The following is a 23,950-nucleotide window of genomic DNA, read 5'->3' as shown; positions in this document are numbered from 1 at the left end:
TGAGGAGTTCAAATGAGAGCGCGTCTATGCGTAAGTCAGGTGCCGAAAGCTCACTTTCAGGTTCATAACCGCTCGCAGCAGTCAGTCAATGGGGATAAAAAGCTACTTTTCTGGTTATGTTTTTAAAGCGGACATCGGTCTCCCTTATGATCTTTTTCGAAAAGGCTTTCAAATAGAGTCGCCTTTTAATGTTGGACAGTCTCAAAGTCAGGGTCGGGGCTCGATATCAGGAGGTGTTTTGACCAGCCTGAGTGCAATAGCGGCTGGTTATACAATAGTTCAAAGTCAATGCCCAAGGATATTTGTTTACCTTATCGATGCCATGGACTACGGCGGCATATTAGAAGAGCAGCCAAATATGCCGAGATCTTACAGGTATCTGGAGTCGCACCAGCTGCGCTCATGTAACGTAAGATTTACCCACCCAATTTTTGATTCAGACGTTGTAGGATGTGTATGGTCTGATCAGTTTCCGAATCCGCAACAGGCAATATGGTTCCCGCGAGTTGCGCTCGGTCCATCCCGACTTCGTTTAGCTGTAAACCCTGACTACCACGGAGGCATGGCGAAAGCTGAGGAAATTGCGAGGCTTTTCAGTTTTGATTGACTACGGAACAAAGAATAGCTTTGACAGAAAGCCAAATCTCATAGTGAGCGATAAGTAGTGAGCAATAAATAGTATATGTACTATCCTTGTTCAGCTAACAATTAATTCAAGAGCTTTATGTCAGTCCACAACAAAACCATTATCTTTGGCCTGTGCATTCTATTTGTTTCAGCCACACTGTCTGGCTGCGCAGGTCGAACCGCACACCCTGTGACGATTCGCCAGTATGGCGATGAAAATCGTTCCTGTGCAGCCCTGGAAAGCGAATTAAGGTTTATCGAGTTGGAAATATCAAGACTGGTACCCAAAACCGACAAAACCGGAAAAAATGTTGCTCTTGGCGTAGCAGGTGCTTTCTTTTTAGTACCATGGTTCTTTATGGATCTCAGCCAGGCAGAACAGATTGAGATTGATGCCTTCCGTCAGCGCTACAACTATCTGGCAGGATTAACGGTCGACAAACGTTGCGATAAGCCTCGTCAGCAAATACCGGACTTCAGGGATCCGGCTGCGTTTCAGGAGGAACAATTGAAAATGCAGCAGGAACAACTCAATCAACTACAGCAGCAACAGATTCAACAACTGCAACAACAGCAGATCCAGCAACAGATTGAACAACAGAAGCTTGAGCTGGAAAAACAGGAACAGAGGATGCGAAAAAACAGAACCACCCCCTGAAAACTGAGGGCGGTTAGTGTCTGAGGGCTTTGCTCATAATAAAGCTGTTCTTGCCCTCTTCTGTCTCATAGGAGACATCATCCATCAGCTTGTTGACAATATGCAGCCCCCGACCGCTGCACAACCAGGTTTCAGGATGATCGGGGTTAATCTCTTCTGGCTCCTGGCTATCGATGACATCACTGGGAATAGAGGTTCCCCAGTCGCTGACCGATATGCTCATGCTGGTTTTCTCCAGCCCGACACAAATCTCCACAGGATGCCCTGCCTCATTGCCATAGGCATGTTCAATGGCATTATTGACAATTTCTACCAGACACAACTCCAGGCGGTTAATTTCTACGGGTGACAAAGTCGTCATGGCACATACGCCTCTTACTGCCATTGCCACCAGGGTCGTATTAGAAAGCTGGCTGTCGATCTGTAATCTCAGCAGCTGGTTGGAATCAGGCATACTCAGTCCCCCTGGACAGCATCCGCAACACTATCATGCAATGAGAACAGCTTATCCATAGACGTCAGGTCGAAAAGGTCTTTAACCGCAGGCTGGGCAGAAGCCAGCGCAAATAAACCGGAACCGGCTGTTTTCTTCAGCCCGGCGACAAGAGAGCCAAGACCGCTGCTATCCATGAATCGAACCTGGGACAGATCTACTACTATTTTCTCCTTCCCCGAATCAATCTGGTCAAACAGGAACACTTTGAATGACTCAGCAATCGAAGCATCCAGCCGACTCTCGTCGACCAGAACCACTGTAAAAACGCCCTCTTCACGTGTTTCAAATGCCATGGTTTCCTCCCAGGCTATTCAAGGTTTCCATTCCAGAATCAGGAAAGTGACATCGTCTTCAAATGTTTCGCCTTGATTCCAGTCTCTGACCTGCTGTTCGACCCGTTTAACGGCTTGTTCCAGATTATCAGAAAAACTGTCCTTCAGACACGTCAGCAGACGATCCTGTCCAAACTGTTCGCCACTGCCGTTCTCACACTCCGTTATACCATCAGAATAAAGGAACAGACGGTCACCGGGCTGCAACTGGATGCTGGTCGATTCATACTCCATATCCGGCATCATGCCAATCGGAACCCCCCCTCCGGATACGGGTTCAACCCTGGATTGTGAAATCTGTAACCATAACGGGGGCGGATGCCCTGCCTGTGATATCTGCACCTGTCCGGTACGACTGTTAATCAGCCCATAGGCAATGGTGAAATAGAGCATCGACTCCGCAGTAGCCTGAAATCGCCGGTTCAGACTGACCAGTACTCTTTCTACAGGGCGAACCTTATAGAACGGCGACTTATCCATAAAGTCTTTAACAATGCCGCCTCTGTCTGAGGTTTCAGACATAATATTATTCAGGGTAAAGCTGAACAGTGCCGACGGTATACCATGCCCTGCCACATCAAGCTGATAAAAGCTGACATGCTCGCCATCCAGTGCCTGATAACCAAACATATCCCCACCCAGAATACGACTGGGCTGGAAAAACCAGTTAAAGCTGACGTGCTGAATAGTGGCTGGCTGACAGAGTAATCCGGCCTGAGTGGCGGCAGCGGATTCAAGATCTTTTTCTATAATTTCAATCGCCCTGGAAATCTGCCGGTTTCGCTCTTCCAGGGTGCTTTCCAGCTGAATAATCCGCAGACCGGCATTAAGCCGCGCATCCAGCTCCTCGAAATTCACAGGCTTGGTGAGGAAATCATCCGCACCGCAGTTCATACCTTCGACAACGGCTTCCCGTTCCGTTTTGCCCGTTAGCAGAATAAAGTAGGTGTAATGTTCAATCTCACTGCCACGGATAGCTTTCAACAGGTCAATGCCATCCATTTCCGGCATCATCCAGTCACTGATCACAATCCTGACCGTTTTATCCTGCTGCAATATCGCCAGAGCCTCTTTGCCGTCTGCCGCTTCGAGTACCTGGTGACCTTTCTTGCGTAACACCACTGACAGCATCAGACGCTGGTCTTTGGCATCTTCAACAATAAGAATATTCATGCCTGAGCTATCGGCATAAGCGGTTCAGGCTTAAATACCGGAATGACCTTAATTATAAGGACAGACTGACATTCACAAGCTACCCGCAACCCTGACGGTCAAACGACTATCGGTTTCAGTCAGTTTTTTATCATTGGTACTTGTCAAATGCAGCAGTATGATGTTCCTTTTCTGAAGGTACAAATACAGGTAGAGCTAATGTTACGCCGTCCTCCTAATATTCCATTCCAGATCCGATTTAAAAGTGAAGCTGTAGGCTATGTTATCCGCAACCCTTTTGATCAATACCTAACTGCAAACCTGACTCTGCCCTGGGGAGTTAATGCTAGTATTGGGGTCATTGATACCGACTCGAACACTTACCCTTTTCCGGTAAGAGTAACAAGTGACCAGTCATTTTTCCCTGAGTCTGTAACCGTAACGGTCATGGGCTCCTCTTACCAGTCAGAAGTTTTAAAATGCTTTTCTCCGGCTTCCCCTCCCCCATTAACCACTGTAACTGAGGCTACCTATGGAAGCTTTGAAGGCACACTGGTATAGCGACACAGCCTTTCGCACCATCAACGGTGCAAACGCCCCCTCGGAAAATAGTCCTGATTACGCACATTCCGGATAACAGTATCAGTCCGTTCTTAATCAGCCATAACGCTGACGCAGATAATCAATTCGATCCTTGCAGGAGAGGTACCGCTCAGAAGCAATCAATTCCTCATAGTCCACGGCGACAGAAGCCTTAAGCGTTGAAATATCCGAGTGCTGGCGGCTTAACCGTGCCAGTTCGGGCAACACTTCCATGGCTCCAATCCTGCTGCTGAGAATAAGCAGGTCACAACCTGCCGTCAGAGCCTGTTCAACACGATTCAGGAAGCTCCCGGCAGAGGCTGCCCCTTCCATCGTCAGACAATCACTGATAACGACACCTGAAAAACCCAGCTGATCTCTCAGAATGTCCTGCAACCAGCGACGGGAAAATCCGGCAGGCTGATCGTCGACTTCAGAAAACACAATATGGGCAGGCATCACCGCATCAGCACCCTGCCCTATGATTTCCCTGAAAGGTAGCATATCGCTGGCAGAAATCTCATCAAAAGAACGATTATCTTCGGGCAGAATCAGATGAGAATCCCCGTCAACATTGCCATGCCCCGGAAAGTGTTTTATCACGCAGGCCATTCCAGCTTCCCTGACTCCTTCAATCCAGGCGGTTGTCAGCTGAATGACCTGTTCAGGTTCCGAACCAAATGCACGATCCCCGACAATATCGGTTTTACCCAGATCAAGATCCAGCACAGGAGCCAGACTCAGATCGACATCCATGGCCAGTAGTTCCGACGCCATCAGCCAGCCGGTATCTCTGGCCAGCTTCAAAGCGCCCTGAGGATCTCTTTGATAGTAACGCGACAGCTGCCCGGCTGCCGGCAAGCGCACAAACCCGTCCTTAAATCGCTGCACCCGACCACCTTCATGATCCACCATGATAATCAGGTCGGAACGTACCTGTCGTATATCCTGAACCAGGGCCTGTAACTGGTCACGGCTGGAATAGTTTCGTGCAAACAGCAACACTCCGGCAATACCGGTATGTGCCAGAAAATCCCGGTCGGCACTGGTCAGTTCAGTTCCCGGCAGATCAACGATCAGAACACCTTGTTTCATTGATAGCCTCATTAATAGCCCCCTGGATAGCTCATAGATAGCTCTGTGGAAAGTCCACACTAATCCTCAAGAATATCAATCGTCGTACCTGCAGGAATCCGGTCATACAGGTCGATAATGTCGGCTCCATGCATTCTTATACACCCTCTGGAGCCGGGCTTACCCATTTCAGCAGTATCCGGCGAACCATGAATATAGATGTAGCGTCGCATGGTATCGACATTTCCCAGGCGATTAAAACCCGGCTCCAGTCCACTTAACCACATAATACGGGACAGTATCCAGTCTTTACGACCCGGATACTTTGCCTTTAACGCCTCAGAATACACTTCCCCGGTAAAACGACGACTTTCAAATACGGCGTGTTCTGGCAGGCCACTCCCGATTTTGGCACGAATCACATGCCGGCCCAGGGGGGTTTGCCAGCTGCCTTCCTGCTGGCCTGTACCTTTACTGGCTGTAGACACAGGGTAATGAATACGCTGACCATCGTCCTGACTAAGAATCAGTTCCTGACTGGGAATATGAACCGTTATATGCACAATCATTCAGCCTTTTATTAACACTATCCGGTTATCGGCATAACCAGACTATCAATCAGGTGAGCGAAATCCGGTGCGCGAAATCAAGAGTGCGCTCGCAGACCTGCCGCCATAAACGGTACCATGCGCCGCAGGATCGTCACCATAGAATCTTCTATCGCGAAATCGCGTTTGGCAATAGCCTGAAGAGTTTCCACACCGGACATGGTGAAAACAGCAGAACCCAGGATAAAGTAGGTGCGCCAGAACATATCCGCAGGCGGTAATGTCGGGCAGGCGCTTTTCAGTAACAGATAATAACGGTGAAAAGCTTTGCCATAAGCTTCTGTCAGATAGTGTTTAAGGTGTCCCTGGTTCTGACTGTAGGCAAGCCCTAACAGCTTCATAAAGGTTGACAGGTCATCATCGTGTCGCGGCTGGACCGCTATGATCTGGTCAACCAGCAGGTTAAGCACAGCCTCCAGTTCAGGTGGCTCATCCTTAAGGGCATCCAGACTGTTCTGCAGGTTGGCTGCAAATGGGTCCAGGTAACGGGCAAACACTGCCTGAATCAGGGCTTTCTTTGACCCAAAGTGATAATTGACTGCCGCAAGGTTAACCCCGGCCTTGCCCGTAATCGATCTTAGCGAAGTTTCCGCAAAGCCATGTTCAGCGAAGAGCGCTTCCGCCGCATCAAGAATTTTTGTAACCGTATATCCCTGTCCCATGCCTGTACTCTCCGAGTTTCAAACAGCTGTTTAATACTTTCGTTTTAAACAGAATCGCTGTCAAGAAAATAGGCCGAAACAGATACGATCAGTGATATACAGCTTGAAACAGCAGAATTACTGTATATAATTACAGTCACTGTATATAAAAACAGATTAACCATCATGATCAAGCTCACCAAACGACAGTCTGAAATACTGGAACTCATCAAATCCCATATCGAAAGTACCGGTTTTCCACCAACACGGGCTGAAATTGCCAAAACGTTCGGCTTCCGCTCCCCTAATGCTGCTGAAGAACACCTGAGAGCCCTGGCGCGCAAAGGCGCTATTGAGATGACCCCCGGAGCGTCCCGTGGCATCCGTATTCCTGATGCTGCCAATACTGACGGCCTTCCGGTGGTTGGTCAGGTGGCTGCTGGTAGTCCGATTCTGGCGCAGGAACATATTGAAGACCACCTGCAACTCAAAGGCGACTTTTTTACCCCCAGAGCTGACTTTCTGCTGCGTGTTAAAGGCATGAGCATGAAAGACATCGGCATTCTTGATGGCGACCTGCTGGCGGTTCACAAGACAACTGACGTGCGTAATGGTCAGGTAGTTGTGGCACGCATTGACGATGAAGTCACCGTTAAACGGTTTGAGAAAAAAAAGAACACCGTACTGCTGCACCCCGAAAACGAAGAGTTTGAAACCATTGTCGTCGATTTGACTCAGGACCTGTTTGCCATTGAAGGCTTGAGTGTCGGTGTAATCAGGCACTGATGACATTCGTGGAGGAGGAAGGTTATGCGAACGCACACAGTTACATCCCGTTCAAGGGGATCAGATAAACCCAGAGTGAATGAATTGATTCTGTCCGGCCCTGCCTGGCAGTCAGGGCTGTTTCTATCCCCAGTCCTGTCCAAGCTGGCCAACGAAGAAGAACAGCGCTGGCTCACCCTGATCCTGTCTGACAACAACCCTACCCAAACCATTAAGTGGCTAAAGTCAGAGGGTATCAGCAGCTGCAATGTCAGGGTACTCAACCGCGCCAGCCGCAAGCAGCCACTGGATCTCACTTACCAGGCTCTTGCCTGTGGCACCAGCCATACCGTGATCAGCTGGATAAACCAGATGGATCAGGAAGAGCTTTCCAAACTCGAAGATGCTGCCCGCAGCGGACAGTGTAACTGCCTGACCATCAGAAGCAGGGATGCGGCCTGAAAGCTTGCGAGGAAAATGCGGGTCAGTGCAGTACCCGGTGTTCGCAGGTGTCATCTTCATTCCGGTGTGGACTGGTAACCGCTGCCAGCTCCAGCATCCCGGCATCAAACATCGCTTTAGCCACCTGCAGATAGTCTTCCAGCAGGCAACTGTGAGCTTCGTCAGAAAACTTCAGGGTCAGCAGCGGTTCGGCATCTGGATCGTCACTACGACGCAGTACGATTTCTCCCGTCCTGAGTTCAACAATTTCCAAAGGCGGTGCAGACATAAAGATTCACTCCGTATTTACCGAGGCAACAGACTGAATCATAAAAACGAAAAATTCAAGTTGGTGACAGGAAGATAAATTAATAATGAGAGACAGATCAAACTCTACTAAATAAAGCCCGAACCATAAGACAGGAGAGGGGTCCGGGCTTTATCCTCTCAGGCTGTCAGCGACAATGCATACTGCAAAACCTTAGAGCCATTCATTGTTCCATAGTCCAGTGGTGTGATGGCTTCTACAGGAACATTGTAAGCTGAAGCACGGCTCTTAAGGTCATTGAGCATATACTTGACCTGTGGCCCTAGTAGAACCACGTCAAACTCCTTAACCATTTCATCAAACTGACCTGCTCCATACGCATCAATTTCAATGTCCTGGTTCAGCTCAGCGGCAGCCTCTCGCATTTTTTTAACCAACATGCTGGTAGACATACCAGCTGAACAGCACAGCATAATTTTTGTCATCTGAATGGCCTCGTCTTGGTTGTTTCTCATTCCCGGATTTCACTATATCGGAGTTGCAACAGAAATGTAACCGGTTTCATGTCGAGGTATTTTAAATACGTTTTCCTTTTTGACTGACATCAATAAACATCTGCTAAAGAGTGTTTACTACCATTCAAGGTTGAAATTCCGGAAATGCCCCACCAGCTCTTTAAATCGCTTCAAACAATCCTTTCCACCGTCTACAGTCAGGCTGGCGTTTTCACCCTCTTCTTCCTGAGTGACCAACTGAATCAAGCCATCGCCCTGTGGCAACCCTTCATACTGATAAGGAATAAAAAGACCCTGCCAGTATACTTCCAGCTGTTTTAACCAGCTGTTATCTAAGAGGGCTTCCAACTGTGTAAACTCAGAAGCGACTTCGCCCTTCTCCCTGATCAGCGACAGGGCTTCAGTAAACGATGGCGCCACCTCACACGAAACTCGATAGGACTCCAGGATTTCAGCCAGCAATGATCGCCAGGCCAGTTGCAGCTGCAGTATAAAGCCTTCCCTGAAAGCGGGGGCTTCCTGATGCCCAGCTGACTCCCAGGCATTGAGTTGGATACGGGCAAAGTGTAATCTTTTATTGGTGTTAGCAGACCAGTCCGACATGATTAATCCCTGTTTACACAAATCAATGCGTTAATGTATGGCATCTGAAGAAAAAAGCCTCCGTCGTCATTTGCGCCGGAGGCTTTGTAAGGTCAGGACATTCAGGTTTTTTTAGCGGCACGCTTTTTAGTTTGCTTCTCAATCCACTTACCTTCTTCGAAGGTAGCGCTCCAGCCCGTTGCCTTTCCAGCCGTTTCTGACATCACGTACTGTTGTTTGGTCTTACGGCTATAGCGGATAACAGCCGGATTTCCTTCCGAATCCTGACGCGGCGCATCCAGCAGATAGTGGTATTTAGGATCAATCTCAGCCTGATGTGGTATCAGTTCACTCACCAGCGGCGCACGCGTTTCACGGTTCTTGGGGAACTGGCTGGCAGCCAGAAACAGACCGGACGCCCCGTCACGCAGGATGTAATGATCTTCGACCTTGACACACTTCAGCTCAGGCATAGGCACCGGGTCCATCTTGGGCGGTGCCGCCTCACCACTTTTCAGTAACTTGCGGGTGTTTTTGCACTCAGAGTTGGTGCAACCAAAATACTTACCAAAGCGCCCGCTCTTGAGCTGCATCTCAGAGCCACACTTGTCACACTCAAGTATCGGGCCATCATAGCCTTTTATCTTGAACTGACCTTTCTCGACCTCATAACCATCGCAGTCCGGGTTATTACCACAAACATGCAGTTTACGCTGCTCATCAATCAGGTAGCTTTCCATCGCTGTGGAGCATTTTGGACAACGGTGCATGGCACGCAGGGCGTTAACCTCTGCATTTTCATCATCAGCATCCTGAACTTCTTCACCCGGCACCAGGTTGATAGTGCTTTTACAGCGCTCTTTCGGAGGCAGGGAGTAACCGGAACAGCCAAGGAAGACGCCGGTACTTGCGGTACGGATCATCATATCCCGGCCACACTCAGGGCAGGCAATGTCCGTTGGCGACGGATCGTTGCTGCGCATACCGCCTGCTTCCATTTCGGCATGCTCAAGCTTCTGACTGAATCCTGCATAGAACTCATTCAACAGCCCTTTCCAGTCTTTACCCCCTTCTGCAACCACATCCAGATCGGTCTCCATGTGTGCGGTAAAGTTGTAATCCATCAGCTCGGTGAAGCTCTCGACCAGACGATCGGTCACAATGTCGCCCATTTTTTCCGCATAGAAACGACGATTCTTCAGGGATACATAGCCCCGGTCCTGAATCGTGGAAATAATGGATGCGTAGGTCGATGGGCGGCCAATACCCTGCTTTTCCAGCTCTTTAACCAGTGCCGCTTCGCTGAAACGTGCCGGTGGTCGGGTAAACAGCTGTCTCGGATCAAGCGCTTCCAGTGCCAGGGCAGTGCCTTTATCCAGCTTGGGCAGAATAAGGTCATCGCCTTTTTTGGAAATAGCCTTCATCACTTTGGTATAACCATCAAACTTCAGGGTACGGCCTTTAGCTCGTAACTCCAGCCCTTCAGTCAGAACGGTTAACGTAGTACTCAGGTATTCAGCCGGTACCATCTGACAAGCCAGAAACTGACGCCAGATCAGGTCATACAACCGTTCAGCGTCCTTTTCCAGCCCTGACAATGAGCCAGGCTCAGCTTTCACATTGGACGGGCGGATCGCCTCGTGGGCTTCCTGAGCGCCATCCTTACTGGAATAAATATTGGGTGAGTCCGGCAGGTAACGGTCACCATGATTGGACAGGATAAAGTCTCTGGCACTCTCCACGGCTTCCTTACTCAGGTTGGTGGAGTCAGTACGCATATAGGTAATGTGACCCGCTTCATACAGTCGCTGAGCCAGTGTCATGGTTTTCTTGACACTGAATCCCAGACGGGTACTCGCCGCCTGCTGCAGGGTTGAGGTAATGAACGGGGCAGAAGGCTTGCTGCGAGTGGGTTTATCTTCCCGTTCAGTCAGCTGATAACCGGCATTCTGCAGTCGTGCCAGTACCTTGTCTGTTTCTGCCTTGCTCTGAGGACGAAAGGACTTGCCATTGTCTTTCACTACCTGAAAACGGATAGTGTCTTTACCTGCATTCAGGTCAGAGAAAACCTCCCAGTACTCTTCCGGGACAAAGCTGCGGACTTCACGCTCACGCTCAACAATCAATCGCACCGCTACGGACTGAACCCTGCCTGCAGACAGTCCACGGGCAATTTTCGCCCACAGCAGCGGAGACACCATATAACCTACAACACGATCCAGAAAGCGACGTGCCTGCTGGGCATTCACACGATCTGTGTTCAGGGCTCCAGGCTCCTGAAAAGCCTCCTGGATGGCATTTTTGGTAATCTCGTTGAATACGACCCGGCGATAGCGGCTGGTATCACCACCAATGGCTTCCTGCAGGTGCCAGGCAATGGCTTCCCCTTCTCTGTCCAAGTCGGTTGCGAGATAGATGGTGTCAGCATTTTCAGCCAGACGACGTAACTCATCGACCACTTTCTCTTTACCGGGCAGGATCTCGTAACGAGCCTCCCAGCCTTTTTCCGGGTCGATACCCATACGTTCAATCAGCTGCTCTTTAGCTTTGCGCTTCTTGTGAAGCACCTTCTGCTCGGGAGACAACTTGCGGGTTTCTGCTGCTGCCCTGGCACGGGCTTTCGGGTCAACAGGCTTTTTGGCACCACCAGCCGTAGGCAGGTCACGAATATGACCAACAGACGACTTCACGACAAAGTCTTTGCCCAGGTATTTGTTGATGGTCTTCGCCTTGGCTGGCGATTCGACGATAACTAGAGACTTACCCATGCTACCTTACACATCCTGTTATCTGCTCCATTGTTTCAGCTGTCTGACAGCGGCGTGAGTCCTGCAAAGTACACTGGTAACGTATTTGATGACCCCACAAACCACCTGTCCACTTCATGTTTCTCACGTTTTAACGCAGACTCATGCTGAAACAAGAAAGGCCGGGAATTAAAAATTGCTTCAATATATAAGGTCAAGGAAATAATCGGTCAAGGGAAACCATACCTTGAGTGCTAATTTTTTTTCCGGACCTGTCTGTTCCAGCTCATACGTACCTGACTGTTTTTTCTGAAAAAAAACCGTTATTCAGTGAATTCCAATACAGTAATCCCAATTAAGCTGGCTCATCATACTGCCAGAAGCGCATTCTGGCGACCTGCACAGCTCATTAAGAAAAGCTCGATCAGGCACTCTTTTTTACTCTGTATCAATCCGCAGCAAAATTGCAACCCTCCTCCTTAAACCGGGTGCAATTAAAAGTGTTCCCCGGTCAGCAATTTCCCAGAACTTGGCCATAATGCTAAGAGTTCATTTTTCACCCGATGCGTTCCATGTCTACTTCCAAAACCCTTGCGGAAAAACTTGCTGCCCATCCAGAGCTTGAAAAAAGAGTATCTGAATTGATCAGTCTGGTAGAAGCCAAGTCCGGTCATCTTGACCGGGCTGATGAAGCAGAGGAAGCTGTCATTGAAAACCTTAAAGAACTGGGGAATGAGCTTCTGACGGACTGGGGAGCCCATAAAGAGAAGCAAAAGTTTGAAGAGGCCCACGATCTTCACTCTGAATCAAATACTAAAAAAAAGACCTCCACTGGATGACCACTTACGGCAAAGTTCGTCTCTGTGAGCGATGCTTGACCGTTGCAGGGCATCGTATACGCCCTTTTTCCGAGAATGCCCATATCCACTGTCGTGACTACTCTTTACCGTTACAACGGCGATTGGTGGATTTTGCATCAGACAGTTCTTTTGCAACAGCTTCACAGAAAATGGAAGAGCATTATGGCGTTATCGTACCTGAGTCATCAGTACGAGCCATTACCCTGGGTCACGCCCGCTGCATGAGTGAGCAATCTAAAGCTTCCCTGAAAAATTGTCAGGAATGTGTAGGAGAAGGCAAGCAGCTGATTGGTGAAATGGACGGCAGCATGATTCCAGTGGTTCTTTTTGATGAAGAAGCTGAAGGCGACAAGCGCAAGGCCAGAAAAGTTGACTGGCAAGAGGCCAAGCTTTGCTTGGTTTATGAACAAGGAAGTTGCGATAAGCGACATCGTGTAGTTATGGGAGAGCCCGGTGAAGCAGGCGATCAGTGGTTGAGTTGCGCTATTGAGCAAGGTTTGAATCGGCAGTCATCTATTCATTGTGTAAGTGATGGGGCTAAGTGGATTGCCAGCCAGGCAGACCGCGTATTCGCATCTCAGGGAAGTTTTCTGGTGGATTACTATCACCTTTGTGAGTACATCGCAGATGCTGCTAAAGAGTGCATTGGAAAAGATGAAAAAGCCCGTAAAAAATGGACTGATGAACAAAAAACAAGAATGAAAGCAGGTGAGTCAGAGAGAGTTCTGGCAGAGCTTGAGCCTTATCGTAACGGTAAGGTTGGAAAGGAAGCCAACAAATCGGAAGAGTGTCATCGCTATATCAGGAATCGTCCCGGACAATTTGATTATCAGGCGGCAGAAGCTGCCAATTTGCCTATCGGTTCAGGTGAAATAGAGAGCTCCAATCGTTCTGTTGTTCAAACCCGGTTGAAACTTCCCGGAGCATGGTGGAAACCAGAGCATGCTCACGATATGTTGAACCTTAGAACTTTAAGGGCTAATGGTGACTGGAATAAGTACTGGAAAGCCACTGGATAGAACACTTTTAATTGCACCCCCTTAAACCTCCTCTCCTGATTAACAGGTTGTTAAGGTAAAGACACTATTTGGATTTACCTTAACAACCTCTAATATGATTGGATATTTTAAAAGTAACTCCGATCCATCACGCCTCATAATGACGAAAGGCCGGATCAAGCAACTGCTTTTTACCCAGCCTTCTTCAACGGTTAATTTAAGTGTTTCTGTGGCTTTAACAGCAGGGTTAAACGCGCTCAAATACGGTTGTAATGCCCTGACCAAGCCCAACACACATGGTGGCGACACCCAGAGTGCCGTCATTCTGCTTCATCACATTCAGCAGAGTACCTGATATCCTGGCACCCGAGCAGCCAAATGGATGCCCCAGGGCTATTGCTCCACCATGGAGATTGACCATTTCGTCCATCTTGTCCAGCACTTTAAGGTCTTTCAGAACAGGCAGCGCCTGGGCTGCAAAAGCCTCGTTCAACTCCAGATAGTCAATATCGTCTATGGTCAGCCCTGCCCGCTTAAGCGCCTTCTGAGTACTGGGGACTGGCCCGTACCCCATAATGGCCGGATCAACACCGGCAACCCCCATCGCCCGGACTTTTGCCATTGGCTCAATGCCGAGGTCTTTCGCTCTCTCCGCCGACATCACAATCATGCATGAAGCCCCGTCGGTAATCTGTGATGAAGTGCCTGCGGTTACCGTCCCGCTGGCCGGGTTAAATGCGGGTTTCAGAGCTGCCAGACCTTCCAGGGTGGTGTCCGGCCGGATGGTTTCATCAATGGTGAACAGCCCCAGGTTACCATCGGCATCATGGCCTTCCATAGGGATGACCTCATCCTTGAAACGACCTTCCTGAGTCGCTGCCCAGGCGCGCTGATGGGAGCGAACACCAAACTCATCCTGAGCCTTGCGACTGATGCTGTGCATCATGCCCAGCATTTCAGCGGTCAGCCCCATCATGCCGGAGGCTTTGGCACCGTATTTGGAGAGTTTTGGGTTCGGGTCAACACCGTGCATCATGCCAATATGCCCCATGTGTTCGACACCGCCCACAACAAACACATCACCATTATTCGTCTGTATTGCCTGAACCGCACTGTGTAGTGCCGACATAGAGGAACCACACAGCCTGTTGATAGTCTGCGCCGCTGAGGTATGGGGAATAGAGGTCATCAGTGACGCCATTCTGCCAATATTCCAGCCCTGCTCAAGGGTCTGGTTAACACAGCCCCACAGCACATCTTCCACCTCAGCCGGGTTCACTTTTTCATTGCGTTTGAGAACACCTTCAATCAACGCCGCCGACAGGGTTTCTGCCCGTACATTACGATACATACCGCCCTTGGAACGCCCCATGGGAGTTCGGCCGAAATCGACAATGACGGCATCTCTCGGATTAAGACTCATTACATTATTCTCCTTATCTGACTATTGCGAATCCTGACCAGTCCGATCGATTCAGACGTTGTAAAAACGTCCGCCGTCTGCCGCCATCTGCCTGAGACCATCCGTGGCCTGATACAATGGGCCAAGGTATGCGTACTGATCCGCCAGCTTAACAAACTGATCAACACCCATGGCGTCGATATACTTGAGAATGCCGCCCCGGAAGACCGGGAAGCCAATACCCATCACCAGCGCCATATCCGCTTCAATCGCCGATTGCACAATGCCTTCTTCGAGCGTACGGACGGTTTCCAGCCCCAGGGGTATCATCATCCGGGCAATAATCTCTTCTTCTGAAAACTCCTTCGGTTCGGCCACCACCGATTTCAGCAGCTCAAACGTTCGCTCATCCACCTGTTTCTTCGGTTTGCCTTTCTTGTCCGGCTCGTAGATATAGAAACCTTTACCGTTTTTCTGTCCGAACCGTTCCTGCTCGAACATCACGTTCAGTGCAGTTTTTGCATCGGTTTTCATGCGATCAGGGTAACCGTCTGCCATCACTTTCTGAGCGTGCTGAGCCGTATCAATACCCACAACATCCAACAGATAGGCCGGCCCCATCGGCATACCGAAATGCTCCATCACCTTGTCAATTTTGCGAAAATCAGCGCCGTCCTGAACCAGTTGAGTGAAGCCACCAAAGTACGGGAACAGCACCCTGTTGACCATAAAGCCCGGGCAGTCATTCACAACAATGGGGGTCTTGCCCATTTTGTGGGCATAATTGACGACAGTGGCAACCGTTTCATCGCTGGTTTTTTCACCACGTATCACTTCCACCAGCGGCATCATGTGTACCGGATTGAAGAAGTGCATACCACAGAAATTTTCCGGCCTTTTCAGGGCTTTAGCCAACTCAGTTATGGAAATAGTTGAAGTATTGCTGGACAATACCGCATCGTCCCTGACCTGCCCTTCCACTTCAGACAGCACCGCCTTTTTAACTGACTCTTTTTCCAGAACGGCTTCAACCACCACATCAACGCCACCAAAATCACCATAAGACAGAGTTGGCATAATACGGTTCAGTACTTCACCCATTCCGGCGCTGTCCAGCTTACCTTTCGCCACCCGTTTGGACAGCAGCTTGCCCGCTTCTTTCAGCCCCAGGTCAATGCCCTGTTGATTGATATCTTTCATCAGGATCGGGGTTTTCTTCAGGGCAGACTGAAAGGCGATACCACCGCCCATAATGCCCGCACCCAGCACCGCTGTTTTTTCAACGGAACCAGACTGCTGTATCCACTCTTTAGCCTGTTTCTTAAGGAACTGGTCACTCAGGAACAGTCCCACCAGCGCTTCAGCAACCGGCGTTTTTGCCATCTTCACAAAGTTTTTCGCTTCGGCTTCCAGCGCCTTGTCCCTTGGCAGGGTAGCGTGTTTCTGAATGGTCTTGACCGCTGTAACCGGCGCTGGCATGTGAGGGCCGGCTTTCTGGGCAATAAACGGCTTGGCGGTTTCAAACACCATCATGGCTTCCATCGGCGGCAGCTTCAGCGGTTCGTGTTTCTCCTGCTTACGCCCCCGATAGTCCAGTTCTCCGGCGATACAGCGCTGCAACAGTGTGGCAGCCGCTTCTATCAATTTTTCCGGCTCCACAACAGCATCAACCGCACCGATTTTAAGGGCATCTTCAGGTTTCCAGGTTTTGCCCGTACAAATCCACTCGATCGCATTGTCAGCTCCGGTCAGCCTGGGCAGGCGTACGGTTCCACCCCAGCCTGGAAAGATGCCCAGCTTCACTTCCGGCAAACCAACGCTCCCCTTCGTCGACAGTACCCGGTAGTCGGTCGTCAGACTGACCTCAAAACCGCCACCCAGTGCTGTGCCATTGATGGCAGCCACCGTTGGGATATCAAGGTCTTCAAGGCGATTGAACAGCCGGTTTACCTCCATAACCAGCCCGAACAGGGTGTCATCATCCAGCCGGAAGTTGGCGACAAATTCGGTAATGTCCGCGCCAACGATAAACACCTCTTTGCCGCTGCTGAGAATCAGCCCCTTTATCGCTGAATCCTGTTCTATGGCGGTCAACGCCAGACCAAGATCCTCCAGGGCCAGCTGGTTAAACTTGTTGACCGACTCTCCTTCCAGGTCAAACCTTAATTCAGCGATGCCATCGCTGTATTCCAGCACCTTAAATGCTTTTCCCTGATAGATCATTGAGTGCTCTCCAGTGAAAGTAGATCGTTATTGTTTATTGTTATTGCCTGACGGGAAACCCAACAGGAAGCATCATCAATCACCAGAATCATACAGTTGTTTGAATTTTTATGGAAACATCCTGTTACACTTTGTCCAGCAAGCCGTGTTCAAGTCGTCGTTTGATGCCCGCTTGATGGATGTTTAACGCCATTCTGCGTATTTAAGCTGGTTTTAGCATTGGACATTTAACATTGGACAATGATCTGAGGCACAATAAACTAAAACCTCCACGGCTATTATGACTGCAAAGACAAAAAGCTCACTCTCAAGAGGAAAACTGCCCATGAGCCTCTACAAACACATCCTGGTCGCCATTGATCTGTCCGACGAGGCAGACGACGTTCTGGAGAAAGCCAGGTTCCTTGCAGAAACCAACAGTGCTCGCCTGACCCTGGTCCATGTTGTTGAACCACTCAGTGTTGCCTATGGCAGTGATATTCCCCTTGACCTGACCACCTTGCAGGACGAAATCACCCAGCAGGCACGGGACCGCATATCCAGCCTGGCTGAAAGTATTCATCTGGATAAAGGTGAACAGCACGTGGTTTATGGTCGTCCGGAACGGGAAGTTCACCGCATCGCCGAGGAAAGCGATGTTGACCTGATTGTCGTTGGCAGCCACGGCCGTCACGGCCTGGCACTGATTCTGGGCTCAACTTCCACCAGCATTTTGCATGGAGCCTGCTGTGACGTGCTGGCAGTTCGTGTCGGAAAGAAGAACAACCATCACTAACACAAACCACTGACTCAACAGGTTGCCCGCCGTCAGTTTTCGGGCAGCCTTCCCCGGTTTTGCTCCTGACTACCTGACAAACACCTGCCACTCTTCTCATTTCATACAATTGACTGTATCGAAGATCATTCTGGGCAGGGAACGATGAGCAGTATTGGTAGAACAGACAAAAGCGGCAATCAGCCACTCTCAAAAGACAAGCACTCACCACAGCCAGAAGAAAGTAAAGAAGGCAACCATGTTGGCAAAATGATCAGGAAGTTTGAGCAACAAGCCCCTTCTGTCAGCAGAGAAAAGCACCCAGCCACTTCTGAAAGCACATCTCTGGCCAACAAAAAGGTCACTAAGCGTAAAAATGTAGAACCTAAAATCAAGCCCCCTGTCCCACCAAAGCCTTCTAATGTCCCCCCAGCCAGGCGACCCATACTGAAGCACGGAGGATTCAATGGTCCTCACCTGCCCTTTGTCGCCCGAATTAAACCCTTTTACTCCGAACACAGTGTAAGGTTTAATCCTGAGGTATCTTATATTCCTCCAGCTGACCATCAATTAAAGTTAGAGAACGTGGAGCTGGAGCTCAAAGCAGACACTGGCACCATACAGAAAGAGAGAGCCAGTGGACTAAAGGCAACGCTGATTGCCCAGTCTGATCAGGCTTCTGGCGACACTGCACTCCCCATGTCACCAGAAAAAAATCCTCTGCAGCCATTTTATTCAACCCCGAAGTCGCACCCGGTTTATCAAGTTCCAAAACCGCATTCAGTTTATCAAGCCCCGAAGTCGCACCCGGTTTATCAAGTTCCGAAACCGCATCCAGTTTATCAAGCCCCGAAGTCGCACCCGGTTTATCAAGTTCCGAAACCGCATCCAGTTTATCAAGCCCCGAAGTCGCACCCGGTTTATCAAGTTCCAAAATCCTCACCAGCCGAGGCTGATGGCTCGCCGCATTATGCGACACCAAAACCTCCAGTGCCTGTGCCACCACCTGTTGACAATGACCACTCTGAGATTGAGCACTCTGACCATGAAGCCCCTTACCTCATCAGTGAGATCACTGACAATCCGTTATACGCTTCCATTGAAGATCTCAGAGAAGCTGAATTAGAAACAACCAACCCGCTGTATGAGCCTGCCACTGAAACCAATGCCCCCGATTTGCCGGCAAGAACACGATTGTTACCGATAAAAACAAGCCAGCAATTTGAGCGGGCCGCCCGGAGGCTGAAGACTCTCATTGAAAAGGATCTGGAGGCTCTGGGAAAAGACATTCAGACCAAACCGAACACCAGGGCATTGCTTAAATCCCAGCGCAGAGCCAGAAAGGCTCTGGAAAATCTACAGACCAGAAACAATGACCTAGGCTCGCTTCTGAACCAGTTGAAAGGTCTGTCACCCGATTCAGACAAAAAACACATCCACAAACTGCGAAAAGACCTTAAAAACATCAATGCCCAGCTTCTTCCAATTGTAAAATACGCCTATGGCGGCTCTAACGTTGACAAATGGCTGATTAAGATTCCTGACAGGCTACCCCGCGATTGGTAAAAAAATCCCCGGAGGCAAACGGCCATCCGGGGATTTTTTTGTCTGAACCAGCAGCCCTTACCGGACCGTCCTTACATAGCTTCCAGCTCTTCCCAACGCTCCATTTTCGTTTCAATATCAGCGTTGATTTGTTCCAGCTTCAGTAATGTTTCCTGAACCTTCTGGGAATCGCCGGTATAGAAATCCGGTTCTGCTATTTCAGCTTCAAGCGCTTCCAGCGTCTGTTCCAGAGTTTCGATCTCACCTGGAAGGGCGTCCAACTCACGTTGCAGCTTATAACTCAGCTTTTTCTGCTGGGGCTTATCAGCTTTCACCGCTTCAGCTTTGGCAACGGGCTTTTCGGCTTTTTTCTCCATGGGTTCTGCCACCAGCTGGTTAATGGCTCCTCCCTGACGCAGCCAGTCATCAAAGCCCCCGACATACTCCCGTATTTTACCACCCGGCTGGAACACCAGACTGCTGGACACCACATTATCCAGAAACGCCCGGTCGTGACTAACCAGCAACACCGTGCCGGTAAATTCCACCAGCAGGGATTCCAGCAGTTCCAGTGTTTCAACATCCAGGTCGTTGGTGGGTTCGTCCATCACCAGCAGGTTGGCAGGTTTACTGAACAGACGTGCCAGTAACAGGCGGTTGCGCTCACCACCAGACAGTGCTTTTACGGGAACACGACAGCGTCCCGGCGGGAACAGGAAATCCCCCAGGTACCCGATAACATGACGGTTACTGCCATTAATGGTGATGGTTTCGCGCCCTTCAGCCACGTTATCAATCACCGTTTTTTCCAGATCAAGCTGATTACGCATCTGGTCAAAATACGCCACTTCCAGCTTGGTGCCGGACTTGACCTTGCCTTTTTGAGGTGCCATCTGTCCCAGCAGAATACGCAGCAGCGTTGACTTGCCTGCACCGTTAGCGCCAATCAGGCCCACCTTGTCACCACGCATGACCCTCAGGCTGAAATCTTCAATAACTTTATGGTTATCAAAAGCCTGAGAGATATTCTTCACCTCCATTACCAGCTTGCCGGAGCTGCCACTCTGCTCCAGACTGAAGCTGGCTTTGCCCTGTACTTCCCGTCGCTCCTGACGTTCTTCGCGCAGGGATTTCAGTGCTCGCACCCGTCCTTCATTACGGGTGCGGCGCGCCTTGATCCCCTGACGAATCCAGGCTTCTTCCTGTGCCAGCTGTTTATCGAACAGCGCATTCTGTTCCGCTTCAACTTCCAGAGCATGAGCTTTGCGCTCCAGATAAGTGTTGTAGTCGCAGTCCCAGCTGGTTAGCTTACCCCGGTCCAGCTCAATAATACGGTTGGCCAGACTCTGCAGGAAGGAACGGTCGTGGGTTATAAACAGCAACGCTCCGTTGAAATCCTTAAGCTGCTTTTCCAGCCAGTCAATGGCAACAATATCCAGATGGTTAGTCGGCTCATCCAGTAACAGCAGGTCAGGCTCACACACCAGCGCACGAGCCAGTTCAACACGACGACGCCAGCCACCGGACAGTTCTTTCATCTGCTTCTCAGCAGGCAGCCCCAGCTTCTTGATAACCGTTTCAATTTTTTGCTGCAGACTCCAGCCATCAACCGCTTCCAGCTGTTGCTGAACCCGCTCCAGGGCTTTCATATCTGCATCGGATTCAATGGTCATGGAGAGTCGGTGAAAATCACTGATCAGTGTACCCACCTGCTCCAGTCCGGAAGCAACCACGTCATACACTTTCTGGTCATCCTGACCCGGTAGATCCTGATTCAGCATGCCGATTTTAAGGCCGGGTTTGCGCCAGATACTGCCGTCATCGGCAATAATCTGTTCCGATACCAGCTTCATCAGTGTCGATTTACCCGCACCGTTACGACCGAGCAGACATACCCGCTCACCTTTACGAATCTGAAAATCTGCGCCGTCCAGCAGCGGCTGGTCACCATACGCCAGACTGATGTTATCTAATCGAAGTAGCGGCATTGCCTTGAGAACCATTTATCAATAGACAGGGAGAGCAGCAGCTCTCCAGAGGAATGGCAGAAAAGGATACCTGCATAAAAGGGGTATGTCATTCTCCCACGCGACTTGTTTTTTCAGTTCCTGCTCCTAATCTTGTTACGCTTGGCTTTATGCCCTGCCACCCGAAAAGGTCTGACTGACAAACATAAAGCCATTACAAAATAACCCAGGCTGGCAACATTGACTTTATGAATTTTATATTTGCACCCATGCTGATAAAAATTTTCAGACTATGCCTTTTATTGCCAGTTTTTATAGCCGACATCACTGCAGCCATGGAGTCCGGAAGTCTTCAGCCCATTCAGGCTCCTGATGCTGTTATTCAAAACAGGCCTGTAAGGCCAGAGCAAGTGCTCAACCCTGCCGGGCAAGCCATATTTGCCCAAAGCCGCTTTGATCTGTTACAGGAAGACAGGGAGATACTGTATTCGACACAGCAAACCCGCGAAGCCAGAGTGTTAAGGGTAATGTTTTGCTTACCTGTCTTCTGGCCCTGTCTGGGTTGCTTGTTGGCCTATCGCTATATGCCCGGCACCTGGTTCAATAACCTTCTAAATGTGTTCAGAAGGGATGATAGTTTCAGAGCTTTCTTAAATAACCTGGCTTCCGACTATAATCTGCAGATTCGCCAATTTAATACCCTGCAGAGCATTATTCTCTGGTTAAACTGGATTCTTGGAACTTCGGACAATATCCATATTCAAATCACTGAAAGTGTCAGAAGCCAGCCAATAATAAATGTAATCACAACTCAGAATTTTGGAAACAACACTTTAGCTATTGATACCTCAGAGATCAGTGATCGCATTGTTACTTTTCAGGAAGCAGAGAATACATATATCACTGAAACCTTTGACGCAATGGTATCCATTATTTACACCAATCAGCCCACTCTTCCTATTGCTATCTATCAAAGAAACCAGCACTACATCAGAATTCTGGTGCTATACGACTTAAGGGATTTTTTTGTGACAGGAAACCTTCAGGCCGTAATCAATACTGAAGTAGACAGGCTTGGTCGCGCAACAGAAACCAACGCAGATATCTTAACTGTCCGGCACTACCTGATCCGGAATGATGATACAGAATGGATAGACTTAGATCCTGATGTAACAGATTGAGTGCTGGCAGTCATATTGAAGCCCCTGTACTGCTTTCCCAATCAGCCGTTGCCGAACCCGTACCAAGGTTTTAAGGTCTTTACAAATCTAATTCCAGGTTTCTTACAAACTTAGGGTGTAAATTCGCATTAAGTATTGGGATAGCTCCCCGCCAAACCGGATAACTGCGTCGCTGGTAAACATGATCTTCCAGTTTATTCAGTTGATTTTTCTTCATTTCTCTTACAGTTTCCGGGTCCGGGAAAAAGCCACAATCCAAATAGAAAGGTAAAGCAGTTTGTGCAGGTAAAGGTACATACAAAAAACAGCCTGAATTAATCTGGACTTCCTTCACGATCAAATAAACTAATGAGGCTCCCAGAGACAAGTGTTGATATTTCGTGTTAACAATGATGTTGTCTATAGTGTACCATTTCTCACTGACCGCCTGGTGCAATGGATTCTCTTCACAATAAGGGCTATCTCCATAATCCGCGTGAACTGAACCAATTTTATGATTGGTCTCAGTGTAAAGGATGTAATCCAACGAGTTGAAAGAAGTAGATTTTTCACGCTGTAATATGAATTTATTTCCGGTCTTTATATGGCGGACGCTTAATTTAGAACACGGTAAGAAATCAAACTGAAAACCAGCCATGAGCTCCTCCTTAGTTCAGAGCGCACTCTGAATTCAGTAAAATTAAACCAATATTCAGAGTGGGGGTTGATCAGACCGGTAACATTTTCTGCAGGCTTGCCAGACCGGCGGCAGGGATTTCAAGACTCAGTACAGCTGCATTCGCCGTTCCAAACCCGGGACCTCCAAAGGGTACCCCATCGCATAGCAATGCGGTCAATGCACTGACCAGGGGCATATGGCTGACCACCAGAACATTACCCTCTTCAGGCAACTGTTCTATGGCATCCACCGGAGAGTCGTCCGGTGTAATACCATTGATGGTATCCACCGTCACACCCAGTACTTCCGAGGCGATATCCGCCGTTTGCTGAGCCCTCAGATAAGGGCTGGCAACAATCCGGTTAATGCCTTCACCCTGCAACTGCTCTACCGTCTGCCGTACTTCCTGACGCCCGGCCCCGGTCAAGGGTCGCAGTGAATCGCTGGGGGCAGACCAGGATGCCTGCCCATGTCTCATAATAATTAACTTCATGGATTTAAAACGCTGTTATCATCTCTCATAACGCTTGCCTTTATAACTCTCATCTTCATGAAGAGCCGCTCAGTCATCGGACAAAGACTCACCCTCAGGCCAGTCGGAAAAGGGAAAAGGCTTTTTCTCGTCGTTGAACGTAAGAAATTCCAGAATCTGGAAAAGATAGAGATTGAGGCTTTTAGAAAAGCTCAGTAAACGGGCATTAGGTTCCCCACTGACAAACCCCAGTACCGTCTGCACCAGGGCGACAATAAACACCAGAAGCCCGGCAAAATAGCCTGCGACCAGATAAAACGCCATGAACAGCAGTCGCAGCCAGCGAGACTCAGATTTAAGATTATTGACCAGTTTATCGTCCATACTCTGTTGCCTCCATCT

26 protein-coding genes are annotated in these 23,950 nt (G+C 49.4%); 10 read left to right on the top strand and 16 right to left on the bottom strand.

From position 1 onward, the window contains the following. Positions 1–88: 88 nt before the first annotated feature. Together V5J35_RS22185 and V5J35_RS22180 are read left to right on the top strand one after the other, a co-directional pair. Entirely contained in the window at positions 89–607 is a 519-nt protein-coding gene (locus tag V5J35_RS22185) for a hypothetical protein (protein ID WP_354009219.1), read from the top strand. Between the two features lie 117 nt (positions 608–724). Continuing rightward, positions 725–1,285 carry a hypothetical protein gene (locus tag V5J35_RS22180; RefSeq protein ID WP_354009218.1) on the top strand — a complete coding sequence of 187 codons (561 nt, stop codon included), beginning with the start codon at positions 725–727 and terminating at the stop codon, positions 1,283–1,285. Between the two features lie 13 nt (positions 1,286–1,298). Here V5J35_RS22180 and V5J35_RS22175 read toward each other — a convergent pair whose 3' ends face one another. Genes V5J35_RS22175 through V5J35_RS22165 form a run of 3 tightly spaced genes read right to left on the bottom strand, consistent with a single transcriptional unit; the run spans position 1,299 to position 3,286 of the window. Further along, complete coding sequence (locus V5J35_RS22175) at positions 1,299–1,739, bottom strand: ATP-binding protein (protein WP_354009217.1); 441 nt, start codon at positions 1,737–1,739, stop codon at positions 1,299–1,301. A 2-nt stretch (positions 1,740–1,741) separates the two neighbouring features. Then, positions 1,742–2,074: an STAS domain-containing protein gene (locus V5J35_RS22170; RefSeq protein WP_354009216.1), complete on the bottom strand. Its 333-nt coding sequence runs from the start codon at positions 2,072–2,074 to the stop codon at positions 1,742–1,744. 18 nt (positions 2,075–2,092) lie between these two features. After that, entirely contained in the window at positions 2,093–3,286 is a 1,194-nt protein-coding gene (locus V5J35_RS22165; RefSeq protein ID WP_354009215.1) for a PP2C family protein-serine/threonine phosphatase, read from the bottom strand. A 198-nt stretch (positions 3,287–3,484) separates the two neighbouring features. Between V5J35_RS22165 and V5J35_RS22160 the strand changes: the two genes are divergently transcribed. Beyond that, positions 3,485–3,826: a hypothetical protein gene (locus V5J35_RS22160; protein ID WP_354009214.1), complete on the top strand. Its 342-nt coding sequence runs from the start codon at positions 3,485–3,487 to the stop codon at positions 3,824–3,826. 96 nt (positions 3,827–3,922) lie between these two features. Here V5J35_RS22160 and nagZ read toward each other — a convergent pair whose 3' ends face one another. The 3 genes from nagZ to V5J35_RS22145 all read right to left on the bottom strand — a co-directional run bounded on the left by nagZ (position 3,923) and on the right by V5J35_RS22145 (position 6,191). Continuing rightward, positions 3,923–4,942 (bottom strand): beta-N-acetylhexosaminidase, encoded by a 1,020-nt coding sequence (gene nagZ, locus V5J35_RS22155; RefSeq protein WP_354009213.1) that lies wholly within the window; start codon positions 4,940–4,942, stop codon positions 3,923–3,925. Between the two features lie 59 nt (positions 4,943–5,001). Then, entirely contained in the window at positions 5,002–5,490 is a 489-nt protein-coding gene (locus V5J35_RS22150) for a L,D-transpeptidase (protein ID WP_354009212.1), read from the bottom strand. Between the two features lie 77 nt (positions 5,491–5,567). Beyond that, the gene (locus V5J35_RS22145) at positions 5,568–6,191 is read right to left on the bottom strand and encodes a TetR/AcrR family transcriptional regulator (protein WP_354009211.1); all 624 of its coding nucleotides are present in this window, start codon (positions 6,189–6,191) and stop codon (positions 5,568–5,570) included. 165 nt (positions 6,192–6,356) lie between these two features. Between V5J35_RS22145 and lexA the strand changes: the two genes are divergently transcribed. After that, positions 6,357–6,956, top strand: a complete 600-nt coding sequence (lexA, locus tag V5J35_RS22140) for a transcriptional repressor LexA (protein WP_354009210.1) — start codon at positions 6,357–6,359, stop codon at positions 6,954–6,956. Positions 6,957–6,980: 24 nt separating this feature from the next. Next, on the top strand, positions 6,981–7,397 hold the full coding sequence (locus V5J35_RS22135; RefSeq protein ID WP_354009209.1) for a hypothetical protein: 417 nt from the start codon (positions 6,981–6,983) through the stop codon (positions 7,395–7,397). A gap of 22 nt (positions 7,398–7,419) precedes the next feature. On the opposite strand, the gene V5J35_RS22130 is transcribed toward V5J35_RS22135, so the two are convergent. The 4 genes from V5J35_RS22130 to topA all read right to left on the bottom strand — a co-directional run bounded on the left by V5J35_RS22130 (position 7,420) and on the right by topA (position 11,509). Continuing rightward, positions 7,420–7,665, bottom strand: coding sequence for a hypothetical protein (locus V5J35_RS22130; protein WP_354009208.1), 246 nt, complete (start codon positions 7,663–7,665; stop codon positions 7,420–7,422). A 158-nt stretch (positions 7,666–7,823) separates the two neighbouring features. Then, positions 7,824–8,117 carry a PTS sugar transporter subunit IIB gene (locus V5J35_RS22125; protein WP_354011337.1) on the bottom strand — a complete coding sequence of 98 codons (294 nt, stop codon included), beginning with the start codon at positions 8,115–8,117 and terminating at the stop codon, positions 7,824–7,826. 159 nt (positions 8,118–8,276) lie between these two features. Then, positions 8,277–8,762, bottom strand: a complete 486-nt coding sequence (locus V5J35_RS22120; RefSeq protein ID WP_354009207.1) for a DUF6586 family protein — start codon at positions 8,760–8,762, stop codon at positions 8,277–8,279. Between the two features lie 101 nt (positions 8,763–8,863). After that, complete coding sequence (topA, locus tag V5J35_RS22115; protein ID WP_354009206.1) at positions 8,864–11,509, bottom strand: type I DNA topoisomerase; 2,646 nt, start codon at positions 11,507–11,509, stop codon at positions 8,864–8,866. Positions 11,510–12,060: 551 nt separating this feature from the next. Between topA and V5J35_RS22110 the strand changes: the two genes are divergently transcribed. Together V5J35_RS22110 and V5J35_RS22105 are read left to right on the top strand one after the other, a co-directional pair. After that, entirely contained in the window at positions 12,061–12,327 is a 267-nt protein-coding gene (locus tag V5J35_RS22110; RefSeq protein WP_354007673.1) for a hypothetical protein, read from the top strand. Further along, positions 12,324–13,367, top strand: coding sequence for a UPF0236 family transposase-like protein (locus V5J35_RS22105; protein ID WP_354007956.1), 1,044 nt, complete (start codon positions 12,324–12,326; stop codon positions 13,365–13,367). Before V5J35_RS22110 ends, V5J35_RS22105 begins: the two co-directional genes overlap by 4 nt. A gap of 226 nt (positions 13,368–13,593) precedes the next feature. Here the strand turns inward: V5J35_RS22105 and fadA are convergent, their stop codons facing one another. Further along, on the bottom strand, positions 13,594–14,769 hold the full coding sequence (gene fadA, locus V5J35_RS22100; RefSeq protein WP_354009205.1) for an acetyl-CoA C-acyltransferase FadA: 1,176 nt from the start codon (positions 14,767–14,769) through the stop codon (positions 13,594–13,596). A 51-nt stretch (positions 14,770–14,820) separates the two neighbouring features. Further along, on the bottom strand, positions 14,821–16,971 hold the full coding sequence (fadB, locus tag V5J35_RS22095; RefSeq protein ID WP_354009204.1) for a fatty acid oxidation complex subunit alpha FadB: 2,151 nt from the start codon (positions 16,969–16,971) through the stop codon (positions 14,821–14,823). 325 nt (positions 16,972–17,296) lie between these two features. On the opposite strand from fadB, the gene V5J35_RS22090 reads away from it, so the two are divergent. Both V5J35_RS22090 and V5J35_RS22085 read left to right on the top strand, forming a co-directional pair. Further along, the gene (locus V5J35_RS22090; RefSeq protein ID WP_354009203.1) at positions 17,297–17,746 is read left to right on the top strand and encodes a universal stress protein; all 450 of its coding nucleotides are present in this window, start codon (positions 17,297–17,299) and stop codon (positions 17,744–17,746) included. Between the two features lie 144 nt (positions 17,747–17,890). Next, positions 17,891–19,291 (top strand): hypothetical protein, encoded by a 1,401-nt coding sequence (locus tag V5J35_RS22085; protein ID WP_354009202.1) that lies wholly within the window; start codon positions 17,891–17,893, stop codon positions 19,289–19,291. Positions 19,292–19,362: 71 nt separating this feature from the next. Here the strand turns inward: V5J35_RS22085 and uup are convergent, their stop codons facing one another. After that, positions 19,363–21,258 (bottom strand): ATP-binding cassette ATPase Uup, encoded by a 1,896-nt coding sequence (uup, locus tag V5J35_RS22080; protein WP_354009201.1) that lies wholly within the window; start codon positions 21,256–21,258, stop codon positions 19,363–19,365. Between the two features lie 227 nt (positions 21,259–21,485). On the opposite strand from uup, the gene V5J35_RS22075 reads away from it, so the two are divergent. Further along, complete coding sequence (locus V5J35_RS22075) at positions 21,486–22,418, top strand: hypothetical protein (RefSeq protein ID WP_354009200.1); 933 nt, start codon at positions 21,486–21,488, stop codon at positions 22,416–22,418. A gap of 79 nt (positions 22,419–22,497) precedes the next feature. Here the strand turns inward: V5J35_RS22075 and V5J35_RS22070 are convergent, their stop codons facing one another. From V5J35_RS22070 to V5J35_RS22060, 3 genes are all read right to left on the bottom strand, one after another. Then, entirely contained in the window at positions 22,498–23,055 is a 558-nt protein-coding gene (locus tag V5J35_RS22070; protein WP_354009199.1) for a GNAT family N-acetyltransferase, read from the bottom strand. Between the two features lie 70 nt (positions 23,056–23,125). Further along, on the bottom strand, positions 23,126–23,569 hold the full coding sequence (gene sixA / locus V5J35_RS22065) for a phosphohistidine phosphatase SixA (protein WP_354009198.1): 444 nt from the start codon (positions 23,567–23,569) through the stop codon (positions 23,126–23,128). A gap of 69 nt (positions 23,570–23,638) precedes the next feature. Then, positions 23,639–23,932 carry a DUF4389 domain-containing protein gene (locus V5J35_RS22060; protein WP_354009197.1) on the bottom strand — a complete coding sequence of 98 codons (294 nt, stop codon included), beginning with the start codon at positions 23,930–23,932 and terminating at the stop codon, positions 23,639–23,641. Positions 23,933–23,950 lie beyond the last annotated feature (18 nt).

Origin of the sequence: Endozoicomonas sp. NE40, assembly GCF_040549045.1 — a bacterium.
GTDB classification, from domain to species: Bacteria; Pseudomonadota; Gammaproteobacteria; order Pseudomonadales; family Endozoicomonadaceae; genus Endozoicomonas_A; species Endozoicomonas_A lisbonensis.
Note: the sequence above shows the minus strand (reverse complement) of the source record. Positions and strands in the feature narration are given on the sequence as shown.

Bases quoted from the DNA above. Each gene is read 5' to 3' on its own strand.
- V5J35_RS22185 (WP_354009219.1), top strand. From the start codon at position 89: ATGGGGATAAAAAGCTACTTTTCTGGTTATGTTTTTAAAGCGGACATC.
- V5J35_RS22180 (WP_354009218.1), top strand. From the start codon at position 725: ATGTCAGTCCACAACAAAACCATTATCTTTGGCCTGTGCATTCTATTT.
- V5J35_RS22175 (WP_354009217.1), bottom strand. From the start codon at position 1,739: ATGCCTGATTCCAACCAGCTGCTGAGATTACAGATCGACAGCCAGCTT.
- V5J35_RS22170 (WP_354009216.1), bottom strand. From the start codon at position 2,074: ATGGCATTTGAAACACGTGAAGAGGGCGTTTTTACAGTGGTTCTGGTC.
- V5J35_RS22165 (WP_354009215.1), bottom strand. From the start codon at position 3,286: ATGAATATTCTTATTGTTGAAGATGCCAAAGACCAGCGTCTGATGCTG.
- V5J35_RS22160 (WP_354009214.1), top strand. From the start codon at position 3,485: ATGTTACGCCGTCCTCCTAATATTCCATTCCAGATCCGATTTAAAAGT.
- nagZ (WP_354009213.1), bottom strand. From the start codon at position 4,942: ATGAAACAAGGTGTTCTGATCGTTGATCTGCCGGGAACTGAACTGACC.
- V5J35_RS22150 (WP_354009212.1), bottom strand. From the start codon at position 5,490: ATGATTGTGCATATAACGGTTCATATTCCCAGTCAGGAACTGATTCTT.
- V5J35_RS22145 (WP_354009211.1), bottom strand. From the start codon at position 6,191: ATGGGACAGGGATATACGGTTACAAAAATTCTTGATGCGGCGGAAGCG.
- lexA (WP_354009210.1), top strand. From the start codon at position 6,357: ATGATCAAGCTCACCAAACGACAGTCTGAAATACTGGAACTCATCAAA.
- V5J35_RS22135 (WP_354009209.1), top strand. From the start codon at position 6,981: ATGCGAACGCACACAGTTACATCCCGTTCAAGGGGATCAGATAAACCC.
- V5J35_RS22130 (WP_354009208.1), bottom strand. From the start codon at position 7,665: ATGTCTGCACCGCCTTTGGAAATTGTTGAACTCAGGACGGGAGAAATC.
- V5J35_RS22125 (WP_354011337.1), bottom strand. From the start codon at position 8,117: ATGCTGTGCTGTTCAGCTGGTATGTCTACCAGCATGTTGGTTAAAAAA.
- V5J35_RS22120 (WP_354009207.1), bottom strand. From the start codon at position 8,762: ATGTCGGACTGGTCTGCTAACACCAATAAAAGATTACACTTTGCCCGT.
- topA (WP_354009206.1), bottom strand. From the start codon at position 11,509: ATGGGTAAGTCTCTAGTTATCGTCGAATCGCCAGCCAAGGCGAAGACC.
- V5J35_RS22110 (WP_354007673.1), top strand. From the start codon at position 12,061: ATGTCTACTTCCAAAACCCTTGCGGAAAAACTTGCTGCCCATCCAGAG.
- V5J35_RS22105 (WP_354007956.1), top strand. From the start codon at position 12,324: ATGACCACTTACGGCAAAGTTCGTCTCTGTGAGCGATGCTTGACCGTT.
- fadA (WP_354009205.1), bottom strand. From the start codon at position 14,769: ATGAGTCTTAATCCGAGAGATGCCGTCATTGTCGATTTCGGCCGAACT.
- fadB (WP_354009204.1), bottom strand. From the start codon at position 16,971: ATGATCTATCAGGGAAAAGCATTTAAGGTGCTGGAATACAGCGATGGC.
- V5J35_RS22090 (WP_354009203.1), top strand. From the start codon at position 17,297: ATGAGCCTCTACAAACACATCCTGGTCGCCATTGATCTGTCCGACGAG.
- V5J35_RS22085 (WP_354009202.1), top strand. From the start codon at position 17,891: ATGAGCAGTATTGGTAGAACAGACAAAAGCGGCAATCAGCCACTCTCA.
- uup (WP_354009201.1), bottom strand. From the start codon at position 21,258: ATGCCGCTACTTCGATTAGATAACATCAGTCTGGCGTATGGTGACCAG.
- V5J35_RS22075 (WP_354009200.1), top strand. From the start codon at position 21,486: ATGAATTTTATATTTGCACCCATGCTGATAAAAATTTTCAGACTATGC.
- V5J35_RS22070 (WP_354009199.1), bottom strand. From the start codon at position 23,055: ATGGCTGGTTTTCAGTTTGATTTCTTACCGTGTTCTAAATTAAGCGTC.
- sixA (WP_354009198.1), bottom strand. From the start codon at position 23,569: ATGAAGTTAATTATTATGAGACATGGGCAGGCATCCTGGTCTGCCCCC.
- V5J35_RS22060 (WP_354009197.1), bottom strand. From the start codon at position 23,932: ATGGACGATAAACTGGTCAATAATCTTAAATCTGAGTCTCGCTGGCTG.